Here is a 22,936-nt window from a genome sequence, read left to right as displayed (position 1 = left end):
GTTCACTTCCAGGGAATCAGCTTGCGTTCAATTTCGTTCAGCAGCAGGGAAATGCCATAGCCAAGGATCGCAATGACAATCAGGCCGACATACATCTGCTCGACCGAAAGCAATTCCCATGCATTCCAGATCATGTAGCCAAGACCGCTCTTCGAGCCGATCATTTCGGCAATGGCGATCAGCATCAGGCCCAGACCAAAACCCAGCTTGATGCCGCTCATGATGTGCGGCACGGCGCCGGGCAATGCGATAGTGCGAAATACCTGCCATGGATTCGCGCGAAAATTGCGGCCCACGTCCAGATAGATCCTGTTGATTTCGAGCACGCCCGTCGTCGTATTGATGAGCATCGGATAAAACACGCCGATCGCGACCATCGCGATCTTCGACGCTTCGCCAAGGCCGCAAATCAGCATCAGCAGCGGAAAGATCGCACTCTTCGGAACCGGATAGGTTGCCGCAATCAGCGGTTCGAATACGGCGTGCAACGGTTTCGACAGACCGGTTGCAACGCCTAGCAGCAAGGCGGGAATGCCGCCGATCAGTCCGCCCCACAGAAGGCGCAGCAGCGTTGCCGAGGTGTTGTCCCATAGCGAGCCGTCCTTGACGAGCGCGCCGAAGGTACTGAAGATCTGCGTGGGTGCGGGGAAAAAGCGCACGTCGATAAGACCCGTCTGCGCCGCACCCTGCCATAGCAGCAGTAACAGAACGGGCGACGCAATGCTGATCATGCGATCGCGTTGCCCTTTGCTTATCTTGCGTCTCTTCGACGGCGTGGTGCCCAATAAAGTACTCATACTTTTTCACCGAGGTCGCGGGAACGCACGCGCTCGACTTCCTCGCGCAATTGGCCCCAGATGGAATAGACAAATTCGCCGTATTCCGGCTGTGCGCGCAGTTCGAGCACCGAGCGCGGGCGCTGGAACGGAACGTCGATCACGCGTTTCACGCAACCGGGCTGCGCCGTCATGATCATGATGCGATCGCCCAAGGTCGCCGCTTCGTCCACGCTGTGCGTGATGAACAACACCGTCTTGCGCGTTTCGTCCCAGATGCGCAGCAACTCTTCCTGCAGCAGCAGCTTGTTCTGTTCGTCGAGCGCCGAGAATGGCTCATCCATCAACAGGATGTCCGGATCGTTCGCGAATGCACGGACGATGGAAACGCGTTGTCGCATACCGCCCGAGAGTTGATGAGGGTAGGCCTTCGCAAAACGCGTGAGGCCGGTGCGATCGAGGTAGTAGCCGACCGTCTCGCGAATTTGCGCTTTCGGCACACCGCGAAGCGCCAGCCCATAAGCCGCATTGTTGAACACCGTCATCCACGGAAACAGCGAATCGCCCTGAAAGACCATCGAATTCCCTGGACGATTCTGCGCGGGCGAGGTGATTTCGACCGTGCCGCTCGTCGGCGCTTCGAGATTCGCGAGGATGCGCAGCAGCGTCGTCTTGCCGCAACCGGATGGCCCGACGATCATGAAAAAGCAGCCGGTCGGGATATCGAGCGAAACATTGTCGAGCGCCGTGACCTTGCCGCCTGCCGTCTCGAACGATTTCGTGAGATTCCTGAGCCGGATTTTCACGGAGGTGTCTTGCATCGTGCGTGAAGCTCCCGTTATTTCGCGCGCGGCCGGTACGGGCCCAGCGCTGTGTCTGCGGCTTCCGCAAACGACGTATCGACAACCTGGGCAACGGTGACATTGCCCTTCACGTCGCCGTGACTCTTGAAGTACGCCAGATCATTCTCGAGACTCGCGATGTTGAGCTTGCCGTCGGGATTCGTACCTTGAGGAACGATCTCGCGATAGAGCGAGGCATCCTTGATCGACGTGTACTGAGTCAGAATCGAAATCACCTCGTCCGCGTTCGGGCCGGCGATCCTGCCGTCCTTGAGCGCATCGTTGTAATCGCGCGCGGCGCGCAGATAGGCGCGCATGAATGCTCTTGCCGTGTCCGGATGCGCATGGATGAAGGTGTCCGAATAGAGCAGGACGGCGAGCTGATGATTCAGGTAAATCTGGTCGTCGCCCATCACGCGGATCGCGGCACCGCTGCGAACCGCTTGAGTCGCGGAAGGCTCGGTTGTCAACGATGCATCAACGGCCTTGTTTTCGAGCGCCATCACGTGCTGCGGAAAGCCCAGATAGACGCGCTCGACGTCGCTCGGCTTGAGGCCGGCTTTCTTGAGCGCTTCGTTCATCGTGGACGTAGAAGCGCTGCCGGTTGCACTGCCGGCAATCTTCATGCCTTTCAGGTCTGCAAGCGTTTTGTAACGACCGCTCCTGACGAGATCCGTGCGCACGAGCAACGGCTGATAACCGTAGCCCGACGGCGTCGATCCCTTGTCCGCCACGACCTTGATGCCGATGCCGCGCATGACGGCGTTATAGAGCCCCGCGGACGGCGAACCGCCCGCGACTTCCAGTTGCCCGGAGCCGAGCGGCGCAACCATTTTCGCGCCGGAATCGAACGGAATGAATTTCGCGTCGATGCCTTCGGCGCGGAAATAGCCTTTCTTGTCGGCAATGAAGAACACGACATCACTGCTTGCATCCGCAATGCCCACATGAACGGTCTGCAAGCCCGCAGCCACTGCCGCGGCCGGGCCCAGCATGAAACACATGGCCAGCGCCGCGCCCATCATCCTGATGCCTTTCACTGCCTGTCTCCTTGATTTGATCTTTGCGGCGCTCGGGTGGACTACCTCAGTTTCGATCTCCGGCGCAAGTGGTGCTCCCTTCGCTGCAACACAAAAAATGGTTCTTATATGTGGAACTATGTATGTTATAATGGAACGATTGAAGTTTCCCTTTGAACAGATGAGAAAGTCAAGGTAAACGAAAGAGACCTGGGGTTAGTCCGCATGTGTCGAGAGAGGCGGGCACCGGAACATGCGTGGTCGTGGCTATAAATAGAAGATTGCGTTCCGTGACCAGGGGGCGCTAAATTGAACGAGGATTGATAAATTGGACGCGAAGATCATGCGGAACAATGAAACGGGAATAGAAGAAGCAGAGGTGGAACAGGATGGCCCGCGCAGGCTGTCGTCGGTAACGGCGGCATTGCGGCTACTCAAGATCTTTTCGGAAGAGGAGCCCGAACTGGGCATCAGCGCATTGTCGAAGCGCATGGGTGTCGCAAAGAGCACGGTGCATCGTCTGTGCGCTGCGCTGCTTGCCGAGGGATTGCTGGAACAGAACCCGGATAACGGCCGTTATCGGCTCGGCGTCCAGTTGTTCACGCTCGGCGCGCTCGTGCGCCGACGCTTCGACGTAACGAAACAGGCGCTGCCGTTCCTGCACGTGTTGCGCAAACAGACGGACGAAACCGTACAACTCGCGATTCTCGACGACACGAGCGTCGTTTACATGTTCAACCTCGAAAGCGAACAGGCGATCCGCATGCGCTCGTATATCGGCGTGCGCAAACCCGCCTGCTATACCGCGGAAGGGCATGTACTGCTCGCCTCCAGCACGCCGGACGTCGTTTCGCGTGCGCTCAAGCAAGGACTCGTTGCCCGCACGCCCAAGACGAACACGGATACGCAGGTGTTTCTGAAAACGCTCGAGGACGTGCGTCGAGAGGGTTATGCGATCGATGATGAGGAGTCTGAAGTAGGCATGCGCGGTATTGCTGCGCCCGTGCGTGACACGACGGGCCATGTCGTTGCGGCGATCGGCTTCGGCGGCCCCGTACAACGTCTCACGAAGAAGGCGCTGCGCGCGGCGGTGCCGCATTTGATCGCCGCCGCCGAAGGCATTTCCGCAACTCTCGGCTATCACCCTTGAGATAGCCCATCAGGACATGGAAGAGACACTTGTGAATAACCATAAACATCGCATCACACTCGCGGGCACGGAGCAGTCTTTCGAATGCGGTAGCGATGACGTGCTGTTGCGAGCGGCCCTGCGTAATGACATCGCGTTCCCGTACGAGTGCAACGTAGGCGCGTGCGGCAATTGCAAATTCGAACTGATCGAAGGCGACGTCGACGCCCGGTGGCCCGAGGCACCGGGGTGGACCGCGAAGGATCGCGAACGCCGTCGTTATCTCGGCTGCCAGAGCATGCCGCGCGGCGATTGCACGATCAAGATGCGCCCGAGTCAGCACTACGCGCCTATTCATCAACCGAAACGCGTCACGGGCACGTTCACGTCGTGCCGTCCGGTCACGCACGATATCGGCGAATTCCGTTTCGAGCTTGCGGACGAGATGCGCTTCGAGCCGGGGCAATACGCATTGCTCACGCTACCCGGCGTCAACGGGCAGCGGGCCTATTCGATGAGCAACATCGTGCAAGGCCCGAATGCCAAGGTGCTCGATTTTCAGGTGCGCCGCGTACCGAACGGCCAGGGCAGCAACGCGCTGTTCGACATGCTGGCGAAGGGCGAACAGATCGAGATCGACGGTCCCTACGGCATGGCCTATCTGCGCCGGGACGTGAAGCGCGACATTCTGTGTCTTGCGGGCGGTTCGGGCCTTGCCCCGATGATTTCCATCGCGCGCGGCGTTGCGGCAGACCCGGACATGCAGGGCGTCAAACTGCACTTCCTGTACGGCGGCCGTACGCCACGCGACGTGTGCGGACGCGACATGCTCGAAGTACTCGAAAATTTCGGCAAGCACCTTCATTTCGACGCGGCCGTTTCGGATGCGGGCGGCGAGCAGTGGGACGGCCATACCGGCTTTGTGCATGAGCTGGCCGAGTCGATGTTCGGTGACGGCCTGCGCGAGATGGAAATCTATTTTGCGGGTCCGCCTGCGATGGGGCAGGCGATCCAGAAAATGCTGCTGGCACGCAAGGTGCCGTTTGGGCAGGTGCATTTCGATCAGTTCTATTAATTTTCTTCAGTCCATAAAGGAGACGGTGTGAGCAAGTTGCAGCTTTCAGTTGCGGTCGGTCCCTACGACCGTATGCGCCCCCTGGTCGATGGTGAAGTGCAGATCGAGGGCGTCGATCCGACGTTCATGTTGCAGGAACCGGAAGAAATCTTCTTTCGCGCGCTGCGTCATGCGGACTACGACATCTGCGAACTGTCGTTGAGCAGCTATTCGGTCAAGACGGCCGCGGGTACGTCGGCTTACGTTGCCATTCCGGTATTTCCGTCGCGCGCGTTTCGCCATACGTCGGTGTATGTGAACGCGAACGCGGGCATTCGCAAGCCGGAAGATCTGAAGGGCAAGCGCATCGGCGTGCCGGAATACCAGTTGACGGCAAACGTGTGGGTGCGCCTGTTCCTCGAAGAGGAGTACGGCATCAAGGCGTCGGACGTCACGTGGGTACGCGGCGGTTATGAAGACCCGACGCGCGTCGAAAAGATCAGCCTGAATCTGCCGAAGGATGTGGAACTGGTGAACGCACCCGAAGGCAAAACGATTTCCGGCATGCTCGAAGCCGGAGAAATCGATGCGCTGATCGGCCCGCGCGCACCGTCGTGTTTCGATCGCGGTTCTCCGAACGTGAAGTACCTGTTCGATGATCCGCAGGCGGAAGCCGCGGCGTGGTATCGCAAAACGAAGCTGTTCCCGATCATGCACACGCTCGGCATCCGGCGCACGCTCGTTGAGCAGCATCCGTGGCTGCCGATGTCGGTGATGAAAGCCTTCGAGAAATCGAAAGCGATCGCGCTGCACCGTCTGACCGATACGTCTGCGACGAAGGTGACGCTGCCGTTTGTCGATACCCAGCTTCGCGCCGCGCGCGAATTGATGGGCGAGGATTTCTGGCCGTACGGTTTCGCCGCGAACGAACATACGCTCAACCGGTTCCTCGCGCAGCATCACGCGGAAGGGCTGTCGAGCCGCCTGCTGGAAGCGAAGGATCTCTTCCATCCGGCGAGCCTCGAAAGCTTCAGCATTTAATCGGTCATCAGGCAACGCTGGGGGAATCCCCGGCGTTGCTGTTTTGGATCGCGTCAAAATATCATCATGCAACAGATCGCAATAGAGCAGGGCGGTTTGGCAACGAAGGAAGACGGGCTGAGCGGCAGCAAGCTGATATTCGGTGTACTGGCAATATCGCTTGCGACTGCGCTCAGTATGCTCGATAGCGTGATTGCCAACATAGCGTTGCCCACCATCACCAAGACATTGAATATCAGCCCGTCGGATTCGGTGTGGATCGTCAATGCTTACCAGCTTTCGATCATCATGACGTTGTTGCCGCTGTCGTCACTGGGTGATCGGGTCGGCTATGCGCGCATCTACATAGCCGGGCTCGTACTCTTCACGTTCGCATCGCTGATGTGCGCGATGTCGCAATCGCTCGACATGCTGATTATTTCGCGTGTCTTGCAGGGGCTAGGCGCCGCCGGCATTGGCAGCGTCAACACCGCCATCATCAAAATGATTTATCCATCGCGGCTGCTCGGGCGCGGCGTCAGTATTCATGCATCGGTCGTGTCCATTTCGACCGCCGCCGGGCCGACCATCGCGGCGGCGATCCTCTCCATTGCTACATGGCCGTGGCTGTTTGCGATCAACGTGCCGCTCGGCATTGTCACGTTCTTCGTCGGATTCAAGGCGCTGCCGCGTCCGCAGGTCTCGAAAGCATCCTATGATTATTTCAGCGCACTGCTGAATGCGGCGATGTTCGGGCTGCTCGTGATCGGCGTCGACCGGATGGGCCACAGCAACGGTATCAACGCAAGCATCGTCATCCAGCTATCCGCGGCTGCAATCTGTGCGTGGTTGCTGGTGCGTCGCGAGCGGCATCGAGCCAAGCCGCTCCTGCCGGTCGACCTGCTGCTTAAGCCGGCATTTCTGCTGGCCGTCCTGACATCCGTCTGTTCGTTCACCGCGCAAATGCTCGCGTTCGTATCGCTGCCGTTCATGCTGCAGGATGCGCTCGGACGCAGTGCGATGGAAACCGGCGCGCTCATTACACCGTGGCCGATTGCGGTCCTTTGTATCGCACCTCTGGCCGGTTCATTGTCGAATCGCATCAATGCGGGGGCGCTCGGCGGCGTCGGGCTGGCTATTCTTGCAACAGGCCTGTCGCTGCTCGCGCTATTGCCCGCACATCCCGCTTCGTTCGATATCGGTTGGCGCATGGCGGTGTGCGGGATCGGCTTCGGGCTGTTCCAGCCGCCGAATAACCGGTCGCTTCTCGCCCTTGCGCCGCCGGGACGCACCGGCAATGCCAGCGGCATGATTAGCGTGGCGCGCGTGCTCGGACAAACGTTCGGTGCCGTGCTGACAGCGTTTATATTGCTGATCGAGCCTCATCATGCAGGCGTGGTTGCGTTGATCACGGGTGCGAGTTTCGCGGCGGTTGCCGCGTGCGTCAGTCTGACTCGCCTCATATAGGCGAGTGGCTATAGAAGCGCGTTTGACGGGTCTGTGAGGGTGTTTTCTATCGCCTTCATTTTTGTTCTAGTGTCGATGGCGTTGCTTTGAGAGAAATTGATGAACACAAAAGATTTGACGCACGCATCCGCAACGGCAGACATCGAAGTACCGGTGCGGCAGAGTGATACCAGCATGGTCTGGTCGGATGCACGGCTGCTGGGCTTCACGCCGATGGACGATGTGCACGAGGAATTCTATGCGGTCGCGCTACGGCTCGTGACCTGTACCGATACCACGGCGCTCGCCGCGATCGAGGACTTCGAGAAGCACGCCGTCAGTCATTTCGAGCAGGAAGACGAATGGATGCGCACGACGAATTTTCCGCCGCGCGATTGCCATATCGAAGAGCATGCGGCCGTTTTGAAATCGGTGGGCGAGGTCAAGGCGGCCGTTGCGGCGGGGCAGGCCAACGCCGAGGTCGTGCGTGATCTGGGTATGCACCTGTTTGGCTGGTTTCCCGGCCATGCGGACTATCTGGATTCCGCGCTGGCAGCGTGGATGACGAAACAGACAATGGGTGGAAAGCCTGTTGTGCTGCGGCGGACTATCTAGTCTGCAAGACCAAAGAAATGAAATGGAGCGGCGCGGCGATCGTCGGAATATGAAACGCCGCCGCCGCAATCATGCGTTGCATGTGCAACCAGAGCTGATCCGCCCCGGCCGCATGCCTGCATGCAGGCATGCATTCAAGGCAGCGAGATCGTCAGATTGGCCGACTGCGGCCCGAGCTTGATGAGCTGCGTATACGGGGCGAGCATATGCACCGTGTTATCGCGCAGCCAGGTGCTGAGGCCGAGCCAGGCAAGCAGGCCCGCCAGTGCGAATACGGTGCCGATCGACCAGAGCGGCACTTCGCGCTTGAGGCGGTGCGCGACCTGATCGGGCAGCGGCCAATGCGGCGCGAAAGGCGCGCGCTTGCCCTTGATGTGAGCGATCTCGTCGCCGAGTCGTGCCGTGAGATAGGCCAGCTTTTCCGGTCCTTCCAGAATGTACTTGCCCTGGAAGCCGAGCAGCAGGCACATATGAAAAACCTCGAGCGACTGTAGCCGCGGTGCGCCTTGCGCGCGGCACTCCTCGAGATACTGGAAGAACTTCTCGCCCGCGAGCTGCTCGCCGAACAGCGCAAGCTGCAACGGACGCCGTTCCCATTCGGTACGAATGCGGAACGACGACGCAAGCACCGATTCATCGAGGGCGGCACAGAACGCAAACTTTGCCGCGTACACGTCTTCGGCCGCGACGTTCAGCTTCTTCGCGCCGCGCTCGAAGTCGCCGAGAAACTGCTGCACGCGCGCGCCGAATTCGGGAGCGTCACCCGGTTCACGGCCGTTCTTCAGCAGGAACAGCATGAAGAAGCCGTCGTACAGCAAATCGAGCAGCGAGCGCACCTGGTAAGCCGGCTCGGCGTGAGGAGCAGGGTGATTCACGGCCGGCGCCGCGCTGCCGAAAAGAGAAGGGGCGTTGCTCATGACGTCACCGCGATCAGTTCGAGTTTGAGATCGTTAATGCCCGAAGGCGCATAGACCATGGCCGACTGCGACTGCACCATGCGCTCGAAGAGCGCGCTGCGTGCTTCCAGCGCGAAATAGCACGCGCCGGGCCGCACCGGAATGGCGGGCGGAACCTGTGGGGTGTAGACGAGCCGCACGCCCGGCATGGCCGAGAGCACGAGTTTGTCGACGTCGTCGGGGGCGCCGACCTTGAAGCGTGCCGGTACGGCCTCGACGAGATCGACCGCGGGCATGTCGGCCGACACGGCGAGATAGAACGTGGTCTTGTCGTCGATCTTGCCCGAGTCCAGGCGGCCGATATGGAACGAGGGGCGCACTTCTTCGAGCGCGATCGCGAAGTACTGCGTCGAGATAACCGTTTCGAGCAGATCGCGCAGAATCGTATCGAGGCGCGCGAAGCCGGGGCCGGGATCGTCGTGGCGATACGCGGGCAGATCGGCGAGCGCGTAGCCCTTGGAGAACGTCATGAGCTGGCCGGCGAGGCGCAGCAGTTCGTGAAAGAGCCGCTCGGGATGCAGCGTCGCATGCTGATACAGATGCGCGAGCGTGGCGAACGCGCCGCTTGCCGTATGCAGCAGCCAGAACGAAGCGATGTCGCCCGAACGGAACTCGATGATGTTCTTGGTCGGCTCGCGATGAAAGCCATAGAGCGCATTGACCTTGGCCTGCAGCGCGTCGATGAGGCGGCGCAGCCGCTGGTGCAGCAGCGGGGAAGCCTCGATGGCGAGACTCGGCGGCACGAAGCTCTCGTCGACTTCGAAGCCCGAGGTCGCGGTGCGCCGCACGCGCACGATGGGCACCGAGAGCAACTGGTCGCGCGGCTCGCTGTGCGCGATCAGCTTGACGTTCGTCTTCAGGAACGTCACGTCGGCTTGCGCCGCGTCGGTGTAGTGATCGGCCACGCTCGCCTGCTCGCTCACATAGCGCGCGACGAAGCCGGCATCGCGGTCCGGTGCGTAGTTCGCGCCGGTTTCGCGCAACTGGTGCAGCGCCAGGTAGAACGTGAATTCGTTCATGCCTTCGGGCAGCGTGTCGAGCGCGACGGGCGGCGGCAGGTCGTCGGCCTGCGGTGCGCTGTAGAGCGTGCCGTCCGGAAACACGAGCGAGAGTTCGCTCAGGCGCAGCATGTTGCTGCCCAACGCGTCGTGATCGATTCGTGCCGTACGCACGCCCCAGTTATACGGTGCGACGGCCTGAATCGATTCGAACAGGCGCGCTTCGTGATAAGCGTCCTGCCGCTGGAAGTGCTGAGGCCTCAGGAAAAGGCCTTCTCCCCAAAGCACTTTCGAGGAATAACTCATGTTAAATCGGCTATATGCGTGATTCAGCCTATTCCGCTCGCGGCAGCGATTGAGAGACTGAAATTGTTAAATATTCCGTTTGCCCGTTATTCACCCGCAAGTCACCGACGAAAGCAGATTCAGCGGCTGCGACGGTAATCCTTGCTGAGGCGGGATCACTGTGCCGTTCGTGACGGTCATCGCGCAGTTATGCAGGCCGACCATTATGCCGGATTTCTCGGATTTGGCAGGATCGAAGGCGAATTTCCAGCGCTGCATGGCCGGGTCGCGGAATAGCGCGACAACCCCGAATGCCTGTGCTTCCCGCGAAACCTTTTCGGTGGCGTTATATCGCTGCCCCGGGATCAGCGTCACCTCGCGCACGCCGAGCAGGTCGCTACCCAGCGCGCTCTTTTCCTTCGCCGGGTCGGTAAACGTATCGAAAGGCGCTTGTTGGAATGACGTAGGGTCCTTCAGCACGTAGAGCCGCACCACCAGCGCGAGCGGCTTGTTGTCGGTCGCCGCGTTGAGATTGGGGGCCGCCAGCAGGGTGATGCCGAGATTGCGCGGCGGTTTCTGGCTGTCCGGCACATCGGGCTTGCCGATGCCCGCGAGCTGCAAGGCTGCCGACGCTGCGCTGCCGAGTGCCGGCACGGCCGCCGCGCAGCCTGCCAGCTGAATGCTGGCGAGAAGAATCGATGCGAAACGAATAACGCGCGCATTCATTTTTATTGCGCCGGGCGCGAATGCCCGGGACCCCTTGAGTGGTGAACTGCGACCTGGATTATGCCGACCGCATAACCAAGCGTTTAACCCCGTGTTGCGCCAATAATTACGCGGTTATGTCATGCGGCAATCTTTGCCGACTTGCTCATCAATACATTTGATTGAAAAAGAAATTATTTCCAGTGCCAATTTCTTGCCGCTGCACACTCCCGGCTTCAAAGAAACTAATTAGAGTGTGCACCGATCATTCAGAAGTTGAATTATCAAAAATTGGCCTGTACTATACCCGCGCACTGGAGCTAAAGCAAAGCTCTGATTTCCCTTCCATCGAATTAAAAACTACACGTTGGTGAAACCACAATGATAAACCGGGTCATTACAGGGCTCTTCGGGGTGGTGTTGGCATGCGGGGTGATCGCGGGCTGCGCGACGCAGGACAACAACCTTGCGGCTTCACCGGACGCATTCAACAAGGCGTTGGCCGATGCCGACGCCGCGGCGAAGGGCGGCGACCAGGACCACGCGATCGCGCAGTACCAGAAGCTCGCCGCAGCCGATCCCACACGCGAGGAACCGTGGTCGCGCATCGCGCAGATCCAGTTCCAGCAGCAGCACTACGGACAAGCCATCGTCGCCGCGCAGGAAGCGCTGCAGCGCGACCAGAGCGACCGCGACGCGAAGAGCGTGCTGGCGGTGGCCGGCCTGCGCGTCGCCACCCAATCGCTCGGCGAACTGCGCCAGGACGCCTCGCTGCAAGGCGACGCGAAATCCGATGCGCAGGCGCTCGCGAAGCAGTTGCGCGACACGCTCGGCGAGGACTCGCTGTTCCCGCCCGAGCAGGCGGCCGAGAAGCCCGCGCCGAGGAAGCGCCGCATCGTGCGGCACGTGCAGAAGCCGGTGGCGAAGCCCGCCGAGGCGACCGAAGCGGCGGCCGCGCCGTCCGCACCCGCCGGTCCGGCTCCGGCCGTCCCAGCCGTTCCGGCAGCACCCGCGGCCAAGGCCGCGAAGAGCGGCGCGGCCGATCCGTTCAGCGCGCTGCGCTGACGGCCTCGCGGTGAATGGTCGACAACAGGCTTGAACGACTCGAACAGGGGAGCCCTCGATGGCAAAGAAAGAAAGTATCCAGAAGCGCTTGCAGAAAGTGCGGCCGCCGCGCGTTCAACTGACCTACGAGGTCGAACTCGGCGATGCGATCGAGGTGAAGGAGTTGCCGTTCGTGGTCGGCGTGATGGGCGATCTCGCGGGGCAGTCGGAAGTCGAGCAGCCGCGTTTGCGTGACCGCAAGTTCGTCAATATCGACCGCGACAATTTCGACGACGTGATGAAAGGCATCGAGCCGCGCGCCGCGTTCCAGGTCGAGAACCGGCTCAGCGAAGCGGGCGGCAAGTTCGCCGTGGACCTGCGCTTTCGCTCGATGGCCGATTTCAATCCCGACGAAGTCGTCGAGCAGATCGAGCCGCTGCGCCGCCTGCTCGAGGCGCGCTCGAAGCTCGCGGACCTGCGCAACAAGCTCGCCGGCAACGACAAGCTCGAAGACCTGCTGAGCGAAGTGCTCGCCAACACGCAGCAGTTGCAGGCGCTCGCGGGTGGCGCGAACGAGGCGGCAAGCGATGCGGGCAAAGAACCCAGCGACGGCGGCGATCAATAAGCGCCGGGGGAGATCGACATGAATCAGCAAACTGGCGCGGTTCGCACCGCCGCCGTGGAAGAAAACCAGGCCACGTCTTCGCTGCTCGACGACATCGTCGAGAAGAGCAAGGTTGCGAAATCCGAATCCGAGCATGCGCGCGCGAAAGACCTGATCGGCGAACTCGTGCATCAGGTGCTGGACGGCACCGTGGTCGTCTCGAACAATCTCTCGGCGACCATCGATGCCCGCGTGGCCGAACTCGACCGCCTGATCTCGACCCAGTTGAGCGCCGTGATGCACGCGCAGGAATTCCAGCGCCTCGAAAGCACGTGGCGCGGTCTCGAGTATCTGTGCAAGGAAAGCAATACCGGCTCGACCATCAAGATCAAGGCGTTGCATGCGCCGAAGCGCGACGTCGTGCGCGACTTCAAGACCGCGGTCGAATTCGACCAGAGCGCGCTCTTCAAGAAGATCTACGAGGAAGAGTTCGGCACCTTCGGCGGTGCGCCGTTCGGCGCATTGATCGGCGATTACGAGGTGACGCGCCAGCCGGAAGACATGTATTTCATCGAGCAGATGTCGCACGTCGCGGCGGCGGCGCACGCGCCGTTCATCGCGTCGGCCTCGCCGGAACTGCTCGGGCTCGAATCGTTCGCCGACCTTGGCAAGCCGCGCGATCTCGGCAAGGTGTTCGACACCGTCGAATACACGAAGTGGAAGTCGTTCCGCGACGCGGAGGATTCGCGCTACGTGGGCCTCACGTTGCCGCGCTTTCTCGGCCGCCTGCCGTTCAATCCGAAAGACGGCGCGACGGCGGAAGGCTTCAATTTCGTCGAAGACGTCGACGGCACCGATCACGCCAAATACCTCTGGTGTAACGCGGCATGGGCCTTCGCGGCACGCCTGACGGCGGCGTTCGACGACTTCGGCTGGTGCGCGGCGATTCGCGGCGTGGAAGGCGGCGGTCTCGTCGAAGACCTGCCGACGCATACGTTCAAGACCGACGACGGCGAAATCGCGCTGAAATGCCCGACCGAAATCGCCATCACCGACCGGCGCGAAAAGGAACTGAGCGACCTCGGCTTCATTCCGCTCGTCCATTGCAAGAACTCGGACTACGCGGCGTTCTTTGCCGCGCAATCGGTGCAGAAGCCGAAGAAATACAGTACCGACAACGCGAACGCGAATGCCGTGCTGTCCGCGCAGTTGCAGTACATCTTCTCGGTGTCGCGCGTTGCGCACTATCTGAAGGCGATGATGCGCGACAAGATCGGTAGCTTCGCGTCCGCGCAAAACGTCGAAGTATTCCTGAATCGCTGGATTTCGCAGTACGTCCTGCTCGACGACAACGCCTCGCAGGAGCAGAAGGCGCAGTTTCCGTTGCGCGAGGCATCGATTCAGGTCAGCGAGATTCCGGGCAAGCCGGGCTCGTACCGGTCGGTCGCTTTCCTGCGGCCGCATTTCCAGCTCGACGAGCTGTCGATTTCGCTGCGGCTCGTGGCGGATCTACCGAAACCGGCCAATTCGTAATGGCGCGAACGGGCTGAACCGGGATGAGTGGACCGTCGTCCGGCGGCTCACTCCGACACGTGACCCGGGGCATCAAGCCCGGGGCACGTAAAAACTACCGCAAACCACCTTTCTGGGGAGTCGAGGAATTATGAAGGATATCTATCTAAAATTCGGAAATCCCGCGATCAAGGGCGAGTCGCAGGATAAGGACCACGCAGGCTGGATCGAGATCGATTCGTGGAGTCACTCGATCCTGCAACCGCGTTCGGCAACGGCCTCGACGGCGGGCGGCCACACCGCCGAGCGTTGCGAGCACTCCGACATGCGCTTCACGAAGGACATCGACGTGGTCAGCCCGCTGATTTATCAGCACGCGTCGGGCGGCACGACCTTCGACGAAGTGACGATCGACTTCATGCGCTCGGACGGCGAGGGCAACCGCATCAAGTACCTCGAAATCAAACTCAAGTACGTGATCATCTCCAGCATCACGCCGGAAGTCATCGGCGAAGGGCTGCCCACGGAGCAGTTCTCGCTCAAGTATGCGGCCGTGCAGTGGAAGTACACGCAGCAGAAGATCGGCGGCAACCAGGGCGGCAATGCGCAAGGCGCATGGAGCCTCACGAAGAACGACAAGACCTACGCGGTCTGACGCAAGCCGGCGTCACGCAGGGCAGGCGAGGGCGGTGCGCATTGGCGCGGGCCGCCTGCCTGCGTTTGTGCCTGCGCCCTATTGCTGACTGACATTACTTGAACCGATGAAGCGTTTCGAGCCAGGTTTGCTCGACAAGCTCTTCGACGATGATCCGCACTCGCCGGCACCGGCGGCGGTGCGGCAGTTGTCGATCGAAGAACTCAAGGGGACCGTTGCGCGCGATCTGGAGTCGATCCTGAACTCGCGCATCGTGTTTACGGAGTCCGACCTCGCGATGTTGCCCGAGTGCCGCCGTTCGATCCTGACTTACGGGCTGAACGACTTCGCGGGGCTCAGTCTCGCGAGCCATTACGATCGGGCCTTCATCTGCAAGTCGATCCAGCAGGCGATCGAGCGCCACGAACCGCGCCTGCAACGCGTGTCGGTGACGCTTGAACTGAACGAGCGCTCGACCAACGCGCTGTACTTCGGGATTCAGGCGATGCTGGTGGTGCATCCGGCGCAGGAGCCGGTGAATTTCGACGCGCTGCTGCAGCCCTCGACGCTGCAGTATTCGGTCACGCGCGCACGCGCGAAGTCCTGACGCCGGCGGCCATGGGCCGCATCGCGCGAGATAACAGGACGTAAAGGAAGTTTCGGGGAAGTTTCGGGGGCGGGAGAGTCATAGATGGAAGAGCTGTTGCCGTATTACGAACGCGAACTGTCGTTCCTGCGGCGTTATTCGCGCGAATTCGCACAGCGCTATCCGAAGATCGCGGCCCGCCTTGCGATGACGGGGGAGCACTGCGAGGACCCGCACGTCGAACGGATGATCGAATCGTTCGCGCTGCTCGGCGCTCGCATCAACAAGCGTCTCGACGACGATTATCCCGAGTTCACCGAGGCGCTGCTCGAAGTTCTGTACCCGCATTATCTGCGTCCGTTTCCGGCGTGCTCGATCGCGCAGCTCGGCGTCGCGGGCTCGTTCGGCAACCTCACCGAGCCGGCCGTGATCGAGCGCGGCACGGAACTCAAGTCGCGGCCGATCCGCGGCGTGCAATGCCGCTTTCGCACCGCCTACGACGTGACGCTCGCGCCGATCCGCATTTCCGAGGCGCGTTACGTGCCGGCGGCAACTGCGCCGAGCGCGACCGTTCTGCCGCCGAACGCGACGGGCGTGTTGTCGATCACGTTCGAATCCACTTCGCCGCAATTCGATCTCTCCGCGTGGAAGAGCGGTGCGCTGCGCACTTACCTGCATGGCGAGCAGTCGTTCATCGCGGCGCTCGGCGACTGCCTGTTCGTGCATGCGATCGCCGCCTACGCGGAACCCGAACGCAACGGCCGCTGGCGCGCGCTTTCCGCGCTGCCGTTCGCGCAAGTCGGTTTCGACGAGGCCGACGCGCTGATCGACTATCCGGCGAAATCGCATCCGGCCTATCGGCTCCTCACCGAATATTTTGCGTTTCCCGACAAGTTCGACTTCGTCGACTTCGACCTCGCCGTGATGACCGCGGCGGCGGGCCGCTGCCAGCGGCTCACGCTTCACATCGTGCTCAAGGAAGTGCGCGGCGACTCGCATGTCGCGCGGCTGCTGGACACGCTCGCGGCGCATCATCTGCGGCTCTTCTGCACGCCCGTGGTGAACCTCTTCAAGCAGCACGGCGAGCCGATCCGCCTCGATCATCAGGCGGCATCGTATCCGGTCGTGGCAGAGGGGCGGCGCGCATTCGCCTACGAAGTCTATTCGATCGACTCCGTGCAGCTGGTGCGGCAGCGCGCGCACGAGGAATCGGTCATCGAGTTCCGGCCGTTTTATTCGCTGCGTCATGGCGAGACGATGCGCGCCGGCCACTACTGGTTTGCGCGGCGCGACGAGTGGGTCGCGCAAAAGAGCCCGGGCTACGAAACCGAAATTTCGATTGTCGATATCGACTTCGACATGGCCGAGCAGCAGAACGAAACATTGAGCCTCGAACTGACCTGTACCAACCGAGATCTGCCCACGAGCCTCGCGACCGGGATCGAAGGGGGCGACCTGTTTCTGGAAGGCGGCACGATCACGAGCAGCATCTCGCTGCTGATGCGGCCGACGCCGTGCGTGCGTTTCGAGCGCCGCCAGGCTGCGCACTGGCGGCTCATTTCGCATCTCGCGCTGAACCACGTCTCGCTCGCGAGTCAGGGCGCCACCACGCTCAAGGAAATGCTCGCGCTCTACGACCTGCGCCGCACGGCGGTGTCGGCGCGGCATATCGACGGCATCGTCGACGTCGAGCAGCGCGCGGCGGTGCAATGGCTGCCCGGCAAGCCGTTCGCGACCTTCGTGCGCGGCCTTGAGATACGGCTCACCGTCGACGAAGACCACTTCGTCGGCACGAGCCTCGGAACGTTCGTGCGCGTGATCGACGTATTCTTCGGGCTTTACGTGCATATCAACAGCTTCGTACAACTGGTCGTCGTGTCGCGACGCACCGGCGAGGAGATCATGCGATGCAGTCCCCGCAGCGGCGAATCGATTCTGGCGTAATCGGGCGCCTGCTCGACGAGCCGCACCGCTTTGCGTTTTTCCAGGCGGTGCGCCTGCTCGAACGCTGGTTCGTCGAGAACAGCGACGCACGGCAGCGCGACGTGCTCCCTCAGCGCATCGGCTTTCGCAACACGCTGTCGCTCGCGTTTCCGCCCAGCGAAATCGCGGACGCCGTGTCGTACGACGCGGCCGGCGCGCCGCTGGCCGACGCGCGCGAGCGGGCGGACGCGCTCGATGCCGGCGAACTCGAACGCGTGGATCTCACGCCCGCGTTCTTCGGACTGCTCGGCGGTCAAGGCGCGCTGCCGCTGCACTATACCGAGCAGATCGTCGCGCGCGAGCAATTGCGGCGCGACCGCGCCGCGCGCGAATTCTTCGACGTGTTCTCGAATCGCGCCACGGCGCTGTTCTATTCGGCGTGGAAGAAATACCGCCTGCCGTTCCATTACGAACTCGACCGCGACGAGCGCTACCTGCCGCTCCTGCTCGCGCTGGCGGGTGTCGCCAACGACGGGCCGCGTGCGAGTCTGCAGGACGGCACGGGCGCGCTGTTCGACGAGGCGATAGCGGGCCATGCGGTGGCCGCGCGTCATCAGCCGGTTTCCGCCGCGTATCTGCGCCATACGCTCTCCGACTATTTCGGCGTGCCCGTGCGCGTCGAGCAGTTCGTCGGCAAGTGGTATGACGTGCCGCCCGACCAGCTTTCCATGCTCGGCCAGCGCAACGCGATGCTCGGCGCAACGGCGCTCGCGGGCCAGCGCGTCTGGCAACGCGACATGCGCGCGCGTCTCGTCATCGGGCCGCTGTCGAAGGCCGATTACGAGGCCTTCCTGCCGGGCGCCGAACACGCGGTCGCGCTCGAACGCATGCTCACGCTGCTCGCGCGCGTGACGCTCGAATACGAGGTGCTGCTCGTGCTGCGCCGCGAAGACGTGGGGCCTAGCCATCTCGGCGCCGGTGCGCGGCTCGGCTGGGACGCCTTTCTTTGCACGCACGAAGCCGACCGCGATCGCCGCGACGCACGCTACGAACTGCACGTCATCCATTGAACACAAGAGCCCCGAGGCCGGACCGCACATCATGAGCACGCCCCTTAAAACCCTGATCGCCAAGCTGAACACGACATGCCGGCTCGCCGCGGAGCGCGCCGCGAGCGTGTGTCTGTCGCGCGGGCACTATGAAGTCGATCTGGAGCATCTGCTGCTCGCGCTGCTCGAAGAGCCCGCGAGCGATCTCGCGTGCGTGCTGCGCACGGCGCGTGTCGACGCGCATGCGTTGCGCGCGGATCTCGAACGCGAATTGCAGCGGTTCAAGACCGGCAATACACGTACGCCGGTCTTCTCGCCGCATCTGATTGCACTGTTCGAGCAGGCTTGGCTGATCGCCTCGCTCGACTCGCAGATCGGGCGCATCCGTTCCGGCCATCTGCTGCTCGCGTTGTTGAGCGCGCCTGATCTCGCGCAGTTCGCGCAGCGCATGTCGGCGCGTTTCGCGGACGTGCCCGTCGCGGAACTCAAGCATCGCTTCGACGAGGTCACGCAAGGATCGGTCGAGGCCGCGCCGCGCGAGTCCGCGAGCGAGGCCGATGCCGGCGCCGGGCCCGTCGCGCACGATGCACCCGGCGCGCCGTCGAAAACGCCCGCGCTCGACACGTATACGACCGACCTGACCCAGCGCGCGCGCGACGGCCATGTCGACCCCGTGATCGGCCGCGAAGCGGAGATTCGCCAGGCGATCGACATCCTGATGCGCCGCCGCCAGAACAATCCGATCCTGACGGGCGAGCCGGGTGTCGGCAAGACGGCGGTCGTGGAAGGGCTCGCGCTGCGCATCGCCGCGGGCGACGTGCCGGAGCCGCTGCGCGGCGTGGCGTTGCGCGTGCTGGACATGGGGCTGCTGCAGGCCGGCGCGAGCGTGAAGGGCGAGTTCGAGAACCGCCTGAAGAGCGTGATCGACGAAGTGAAGAAAAGCCCGCAGCCGATCGTGCTGTTCATCGACGAGGCGCACACGATCATCGGCGCGGGCGGGCAGGCGGGCCAGAACGACGCGGCGAACCTGCTCAAGCCCGCGCTCGCGCGCGGCGAGTTGCGCACGATTGCCGCGACGACATGGAGCGAATACAAGCGCTACTTCGAGAAAGACGCGGCGCTCGCGCGGCGCTTCCAGGTGGTGAAGATCGAGGAGCCCGACGAAACGCTCGCGGCCGCCATGCTGCGCGGCATGGTGAATCTCATGGAGCGCCACTTCCACGTGCGCATTCTCGACGAGGCGATTACCGAGGCCGTGCGGCTGTCGCATCGCTACATCAGCGCGCGGCAATTGCCCGACAAGGCCGTGAGCGTGCTCGATACCGCCTGCGCCAAGGTGGCGCTCGCGCAGGGCGCGACGCCGGGCGCGATCGACGACGGTAAGAAGCACATCGAGCGCATCGAGGCGGAGATCGCCTCGCTCGAACGGGAGACCGTGCACGGCGCCGCGCACGATGAGCGGCTCGCCGCGCTGCGTGAGCAGCGCGATGCCGCCGCCCGCGAACTGGCCGACAACGAGGTGCGCCATGTCGAGGAGCGCGAACTCGTGGCGCGGATCACGGAACTGCGCGGCCAGATCGACGCGGCGCGCGAGGACAATACGTCATCCGAACGAATGCAGGCAGCCGATGCGGCGCGCGAGGCGCTGCCGCCGCTGATCGAGCGCCTGCACGCCTTGCAGTCCGAGGCGCCGATGGTCCCGTTGCAGGTCGATGCGCACGTGGTGGCCGAAATCGTCGCGTCCTGGACCGGCATTCCGCTCGGCCGCATGGTGAAAGACGAGATCGATACCGTTCTGAAGCTCGATTCGCTGCTGGCCGCGCGCGTCATCGGGCAGGACCATGCGCTCGAAGCGATTGCGCAGCGTGTGCGCACGGCGGGCGCGAATCTCGAAGACCCGAACAAGCCGCGCGGCGTCTTCATGTTCGTGGGGCCGTCCGGCGTGGGCAAGACCGAGACGGCGCTCGCGCTTGCCGACATTCTCTACGGCGGCGAGCGCAAGCTCGTCACGATCAACATGAGCGAGTATCAGGAAGCGCATAGCGTGTCGGGTCTGAAAGGCTCGCCGCCCGGCTACGTCGGTTATGGCGAGGGCGGTGTGCTGACCGAGGCCGTGCGCCGCAATCCGTATTCGGTCGTGCTGCTCGACGAAGTGGAAAAGGCCCATCCCGACGTGCTGGAAATGTTCTTCCAGGTCTTCGACAAAGGCACGATGGACGACGCCGAAGGCCGCGCGATCGACTTCCGCAATACGCTCATCATCCTCACGTCGAACGTGGGTTCGACCGCCGTCATGCAGGCGTGCCTGAACAAGTCCGCCGAAGAACTGCCGGATGCGCAGGCGCTTGCCGAGCTGTTGCGCCCGCAGTTGTACAAGACCTTCAAGCCGGCCTTCCTCGGCCGCATGAAGGTCGTGCCGTATTACCCGATTTCCGACGACGTGCTGGCGGAGATCATCGAGCTGAAGCTGGAGCGCATTCGCCGCCGTATCGAAGCGAACCACGGCGCCACGTTCGAATGGGACGAGTCGCTCGTCGACGCCGTGCTCGCGCGTTGCACCGAGGTCGACTCGGGCGCGCGCAACGTCGATCACATTCTGAACGGCACGCTCCTGCCGGAACTCGCGCAGCAGATCCTGGAGCGTATCGCGCAGGGCACGTCGCTCGCGCGCGTGAGCGTGCGCGCGGACGAGGCTGGCGAGTTCGAGTACACGGTGGAATGACATGACGGATATGACCGCGCTGCTCGCGCCCATCAACGAAGCGTCGCCATGCGGCGACGATCTGCTGTTTTCGTCGGACTTCGATGCGATCCAGCATGCGCGCCGTTTCGACGACGCCTCGCTCGATCAGGGCGAATGGATCACCGACATCAAGGAAGCCGACTGGCCCTTCGTCGTCGAGCGTTGCACGGCCCTGCTGGGCACGCAGACGAAGGACCTGCGCCTCGCCGTGTGGCTGACCGAGGCGCTGGCGATTCAGGACGGCGTGCCGGGACTCGCGCAGGGCTACACGCTGCTGACCGGACTCGTCGAACGGTATTGGGAGCAGGTGCATCCGCTGCCCGAAGGCGACGACACCGAGTATCGCCTCGGCAACGTCGCATGGCTGGCGGGTCGCTCGGCGGAGTTGCTGCGCTCGGTGCCGCTGACGCAATCGGGCGTCGCGTTCAGCGCGCTCGACTGGGATGTCGCGATGCACGTCGCGCAGGCGGTCAAGCGCGATCCCGATCACGCAGACGACATCGCGCGCGGCAAGCCGTCGGTGGAGCAGATCGACGCCTCGAAGCGTGCCACGCCGGCCGCGTTCTATCGCACGCTGCTCGCGCAACTGAAGGCCTTCGAGGGCGCGCTCGCGGCGCTCGACCAGGCGCTCGACTCGCGCGCCGGGGATGCCGCGCCCAGTTTCCGCCAGGCGCGCGACGCCTGCGAGAGCGTTTATCGACTCGCGGAGCGGTTTGCGCGCGACGTGGGCGTGAATCCGCACGAGGCCGAGCAGCAGCAAGAACAGGAACAAGGGCAGGCCGTGCCGCACGCCGGCGTATCCGCGGCGAACGAGCGCGCGGAGCCGAGCTTCAGGACACCTTTGCCGGTCGAGGACACCATGGCGAATCCGATTCGAATGCCGGTCCGCACGCACGCGGGCATCCAGAGCCGCGCCGAGGCCGTTGCGCAATTGCGCGCGGTCGCCGTTTTCTTTCGCGAGACCGAGCCGCACAGCCCCGCCGCCTATCTCGCGGACAAAGCCGCCGAGTGGGCGGAAATGCCGCTGCATCAGTGGCTCTCGACGGTGGTGAAGGACGACGGCACGCTCGCGCATATTCGCGAGATGCTGGGCGTGAAGACGGACGATGCGGGCTAGGCGCGTTTATCGATGAGACGTGCGGCCTCGGTATCGCTTGCGCTCGGCGTGCCCACGCCGAGCAAACCACGCAAGTCACGCAAACCGCGCGCAACAGGCCGATAAGGCGCCCGCTCCCGCGCGGACCGTGCTCACAGCCCCACGCGGAACTCGATGCGCCGGTTGCGCGCGCGTCCGTCGCTCGTATCGTTCGACGCGATCGGCTGGTCGGGGCCTACGCCCGTCGTCGTCATCTGTTGCGGCGAAATGCCCTTCGTCACGAGATAGCCCTTCACCGCATCGGCGCGCGCCTGGCTCAACGCAATGTTCGACGTGCGATTGCCGGCGTTGTCCGTGTGCCCGATGATGTCCACCGTGCGCGTATTCAGCTTCGCAAGCACGGCCGCCATCTGGTCGAGAATCGCGCGGCCTTGCGGCGTGAGCGTCGCGCTGCCCGTTTCGAACTCGATCGTGCGGTTCGCGAGCGTCTGGTCGAGCAGGCCCTGCTCGGAAGCGCTCACGTGCAGTCCGTTGCGAATCGTGTAAGTCGGATTGAGCGCGGTAGCCATGTCGCTCGCGATCTGCTGGCGCATGGCCTCGTTGCCGACCTCGCCGCGCACGTCGATCTGCGTGCCGTCGATCTTCAGCTGTCCTTTGTGGATCTGCTTGAGTTGCGGGCTGAGCAGCTTCTGCACGTTGGCCGACCAGTTCGGCGGCGTGGCGACGTCGCCCACTTCGATCTGATCGACCACGTTGGCCGCGCCGTAGGTCTCGCGCAGACGCGCGAGCACGGCCGCGTGCGTGGCTTCGTCGGGCACCTTGCCGCCCGCCACGACCTGACCCGGCGTGGCATTGACGGGCGCCGGCGTCGAGGTGGCGCCCGCGCGGGGCAACGACGCA

Annotated in this window: 21 protein-coding genes; 14 read left to right on the top strand and 7 right to left on the bottom strand. The window is 62.8% G+C overall.

Annotation, left to right across the window (positions count from 1 at the left end; all coding sequences use genetic code 11):
* Nucleotides 1-2: 2 nt before the first annotated feature.
* From GXB81_RS06190 to GXB81_RS06180, 3 genes are all read right to left on the bottom strand, one after another.
* Entirely contained in the window at nucleotides 3-731 is a 729-nt protein-coding gene (locus GXB81_RS06190) for an ABC transporter permease (protein WP_240162794.1), read from the bottom strand.
* Between the two features lie 62 nt (nucleotides 732-793).
* Nucleotides 794-1,597 carry an ABC transporter ATP-binding protein gene (locus GXB81_RS06185; RefSeq protein WP_167039282.1) on the bottom strand — a complete coding sequence of 268 codons (804 nt, stop codon included), beginning with the start codon at nucleotides 1,595-1,597 and terminating at the stop codon, nucleotides 794-796.
* A 17-nt stretch (nucleotides 1,598-1,614) separates the two neighbouring features.
* Nucleotides 1,615-2,658 carry an ABC transporter substrate-binding protein gene (locus GXB81_RS06180; RefSeq protein WP_205988651.1) on the bottom strand — a complete coding sequence of 348 codons (1,044 nt, stop codon included), beginning with the start codon at nucleotides 2,656-2,658 and terminating at the stop codon, nucleotides 1,615-1,617.
* 322 nt (nucleotides 2,659-2,980) lie between these two features.
* Between GXB81_RS06180 and GXB81_RS06175 the strand changes: the two genes are divergently transcribed.
* The 5 genes from GXB81_RS06175 to GXB81_RS06155 all read left to right on the top strand — a co-directional run bounded on the left by GXB81_RS06175 (nucleotide 2,981) and on the right by GXB81_RS06155 (nucleotide 7,901).
* A complete protein-coding gene (locus tag GXB81_RS06175; protein WP_167039284.1) occupies nucleotides 2,981-3,787 on the top strand; it encodes an IclR family transcriptional regulator in 807 nt (268 codons plus the stop codon).
* Nucleotides 3,788-3,818: 31 nt separating this feature from the next.
* Nucleotides 3,819-4,841, top strand: coding sequence for a 2Fe-2S iron-sulfur cluster-binding protein (locus GXB81_RS06170; RefSeq protein WP_345891007.1), 1,023 nt, complete (start codon nucleotides 3,819-3,821; stop codon nucleotides 4,839-4,841).
* Nucleotides 4,842-4,868: 27 nt separating this feature from the next.
* Nucleotides 4,869-5,861: an ABC transporter substrate-binding protein gene (locus GXB81_RS06165; protein WP_167039288.1), complete on the top strand. Its 993-nt coding sequence runs from the start codon at nucleotides 4,869-4,871 to the stop codon at nucleotides 5,859-5,861.
* Nucleotides 5,862-5,927: 66 nt separating this feature from the next.
* Nucleotides 5,928-7,307 carry an MFS transporter gene (locus GXB81_RS06160; RefSeq protein WP_167039290.1) on the top strand — a complete coding sequence of 460 codons (1,380 nt, stop codon included), beginning with the start codon at nucleotides 5,928-5,930 and terminating at the stop codon, nucleotides 7,305-7,307.
* Nucleotides 7,308-7,481: 174 nt separating this feature from the next.
* Nucleotides 7,482-7,901, top strand: coding sequence for a hemerythrin domain-containing protein (locus tag GXB81_RS06155; RefSeq protein ID WP_240158804.1), 420 nt, complete (start codon nucleotides 7,482-7,484; stop codon nucleotides 7,899-7,901).
* Between the two features lie 134 nt (nucleotides 7,902-8,035).
* Here the strand turns inward: GXB81_RS06155 and GXB81_RS06150 are convergent, their stop codons facing one another.
* The 3 genes from GXB81_RS06150 to tssJ form a co-directional block, all read right to left on the bottom strand.
* Nucleotides 8,036-8,818, bottom strand: coding sequence for a DotU family type IV/VI secretion system protein (locus GXB81_RS06150; RefSeq protein ID WP_167039294.1), 783 nt, complete (start codon nucleotides 8,816-8,818; stop codon nucleotides 8,036-8,038).
* Nucleotides 8,815-10,161, bottom strand: a complete 1,347-nt coding sequence (gene tssK / locus GXB81_RS06145) for a type VI secretion system baseplate subunit TssK (RefSeq protein ID WP_167283605.1) — start codon at nucleotides 10,159-10,161, stop codon at nucleotides 8,815-8,817. The genes GXB81_RS06150 and tssK overlap by 4 nt, the downstream gene beginning before the upstream one ends.
* Nucleotides 10,162-10,251: 90 nt before the next feature.
* Nucleotides 10,252-10,866, bottom strand: coding sequence for a type VI secretion system lipoprotein TssJ (gene tssJ / locus GXB81_RS06140; protein ID WP_167283604.1), 615 nt, complete (start codon nucleotides 10,864-10,866; stop codon nucleotides 10,252-10,254).
* Nucleotides 10,867-11,226: 360 nt separating this feature from the next.
* On the opposite strand from tssJ, the gene GXB81_RS06135 reads away from it, so the two are divergent.
* From GXB81_RS06135 to tssA, 9 genes are all read left to right on the top strand, one after another.
* Nucleotides 11,227-11,910, top strand: coding sequence for a hypothetical protein (locus GXB81_RS06135; RefSeq protein WP_167039299.1), 684 nt, complete (start codon nucleotides 11,227-11,229; stop codon nucleotides 11,908-11,910).
* A gap of 58 nt (nucleotides 11,911-11,968) precedes the next feature.
* Nucleotides 11,969-12,514, top strand: coding sequence for a type VI secretion system contractile sheath small subunit (tssB, locus tag GXB81_RS06130; protein ID WP_205988650.1), 546 nt, complete (start codon nucleotides 11,969-11,971; stop codon nucleotides 12,512-12,514).
* Between the two features lie 18 nt (nucleotides 12,515-12,532).
* Nucleotides 12,533-14,026, top strand: coding sequence for a type VI secretion system contractile sheath large subunit (gene tssC / locus GXB81_RS06125; RefSeq protein WP_205988649.1), 1,494 nt, complete (start codon nucleotides 12,533-12,535; stop codon nucleotides 14,024-14,026).
* Between the two features lie 130 nt (nucleotides 14,027-14,156).
* A complete protein-coding gene (locus GXB81_RS06120; RefSeq protein ID WP_167039305.1) occupies nucleotides 14,157-14,660 on the top strand; it encodes a type VI secretion system tube protein Hcp in 504 nt (167 codons plus the stop codon).
* Between the two features lie 106 nt (nucleotides 14,661-14,766).
* A complete protein-coding gene (gene tssE, locus GXB81_RS06115; RefSeq protein ID WP_167039307.1) occupies nucleotides 14,767-15,246 on the top strand; it encodes a type VI secretion system baseplate subunit TssE in 480 nt (159 codons plus the stop codon).
* A gap of 84 nt (nucleotides 15,247-15,330) precedes the next feature.
* Nucleotides 15,331-17,169 (top strand): type VI secretion system baseplate subunit TssF, encoded by a 1,839-nt coding sequence (gene tssF / locus GXB81_RS06110; RefSeq protein ID WP_167039309.1) that lies wholly within the window; start codon nucleotides 15,331-15,333, stop codon nucleotides 17,167-17,169.
* Entirely contained in the window at nucleotides 17,133-18,218 is a 1,086-nt protein-coding gene (tssG, locus tag GXB81_RS06105) for a type VI secretion system baseplate subunit TssG (protein ID WP_205988648.1), read from the top strand. The genes tssF and tssG overlap by 37 nt, the downstream gene beginning before the upstream one ends.
* Before the next feature lie 31 nt (nucleotides 18,219-18,249).
* The gene (gene tssH / locus GXB81_RS06100) at nucleotides 18,250-20,919 is read left to right on the top strand and encodes a type VI secretion system ATPase TssH (protein ID WP_167039313.1); all 2,670 of its coding nucleotides are present in this window, start codon (nucleotides 18,250-18,252) and stop codon (nucleotides 20,917-20,919) included.
* A gap of 1 nt (nucleotide 20,920) precedes the next feature.
* Entirely contained in the window at nucleotides 20,921-22,057 is a 1,137-nt protein-coding gene (gene tssA, locus GXB81_RS06095) for a type VI secretion system protein TssA (RefSeq protein ID WP_205988647.1), read from the top strand.
* Nucleotides 22,058-22,188: 131 nt separating this feature from the next.
* Here the strand turns inward: tssA and GXB81_RS06090 are convergent.
* Nucleotides 22,189-22,936, bottom strand: a 748-nt coding sequence (locus GXB81_RS06090) for an OmpA family protein (protein ID WP_205988646.1), incomplete at its 5' end; no start/stop codon positions are given.

Origin of the sequence: Paraburkholderia sp. Ac-20336, assembly GCF_017105025.1 — a bacterium.
Taxonomy (GTDB): Bacteria; Pseudomonadota; Gammaproteobacteria; order Burkholderiales; family Burkholderiaceae; genus Paraburkholderia.
The sequence above is the reverse complement of the archived record's forward strand: the minus strand, read 5'-3'. Positions and strand labels throughout refer to the sequence as shown.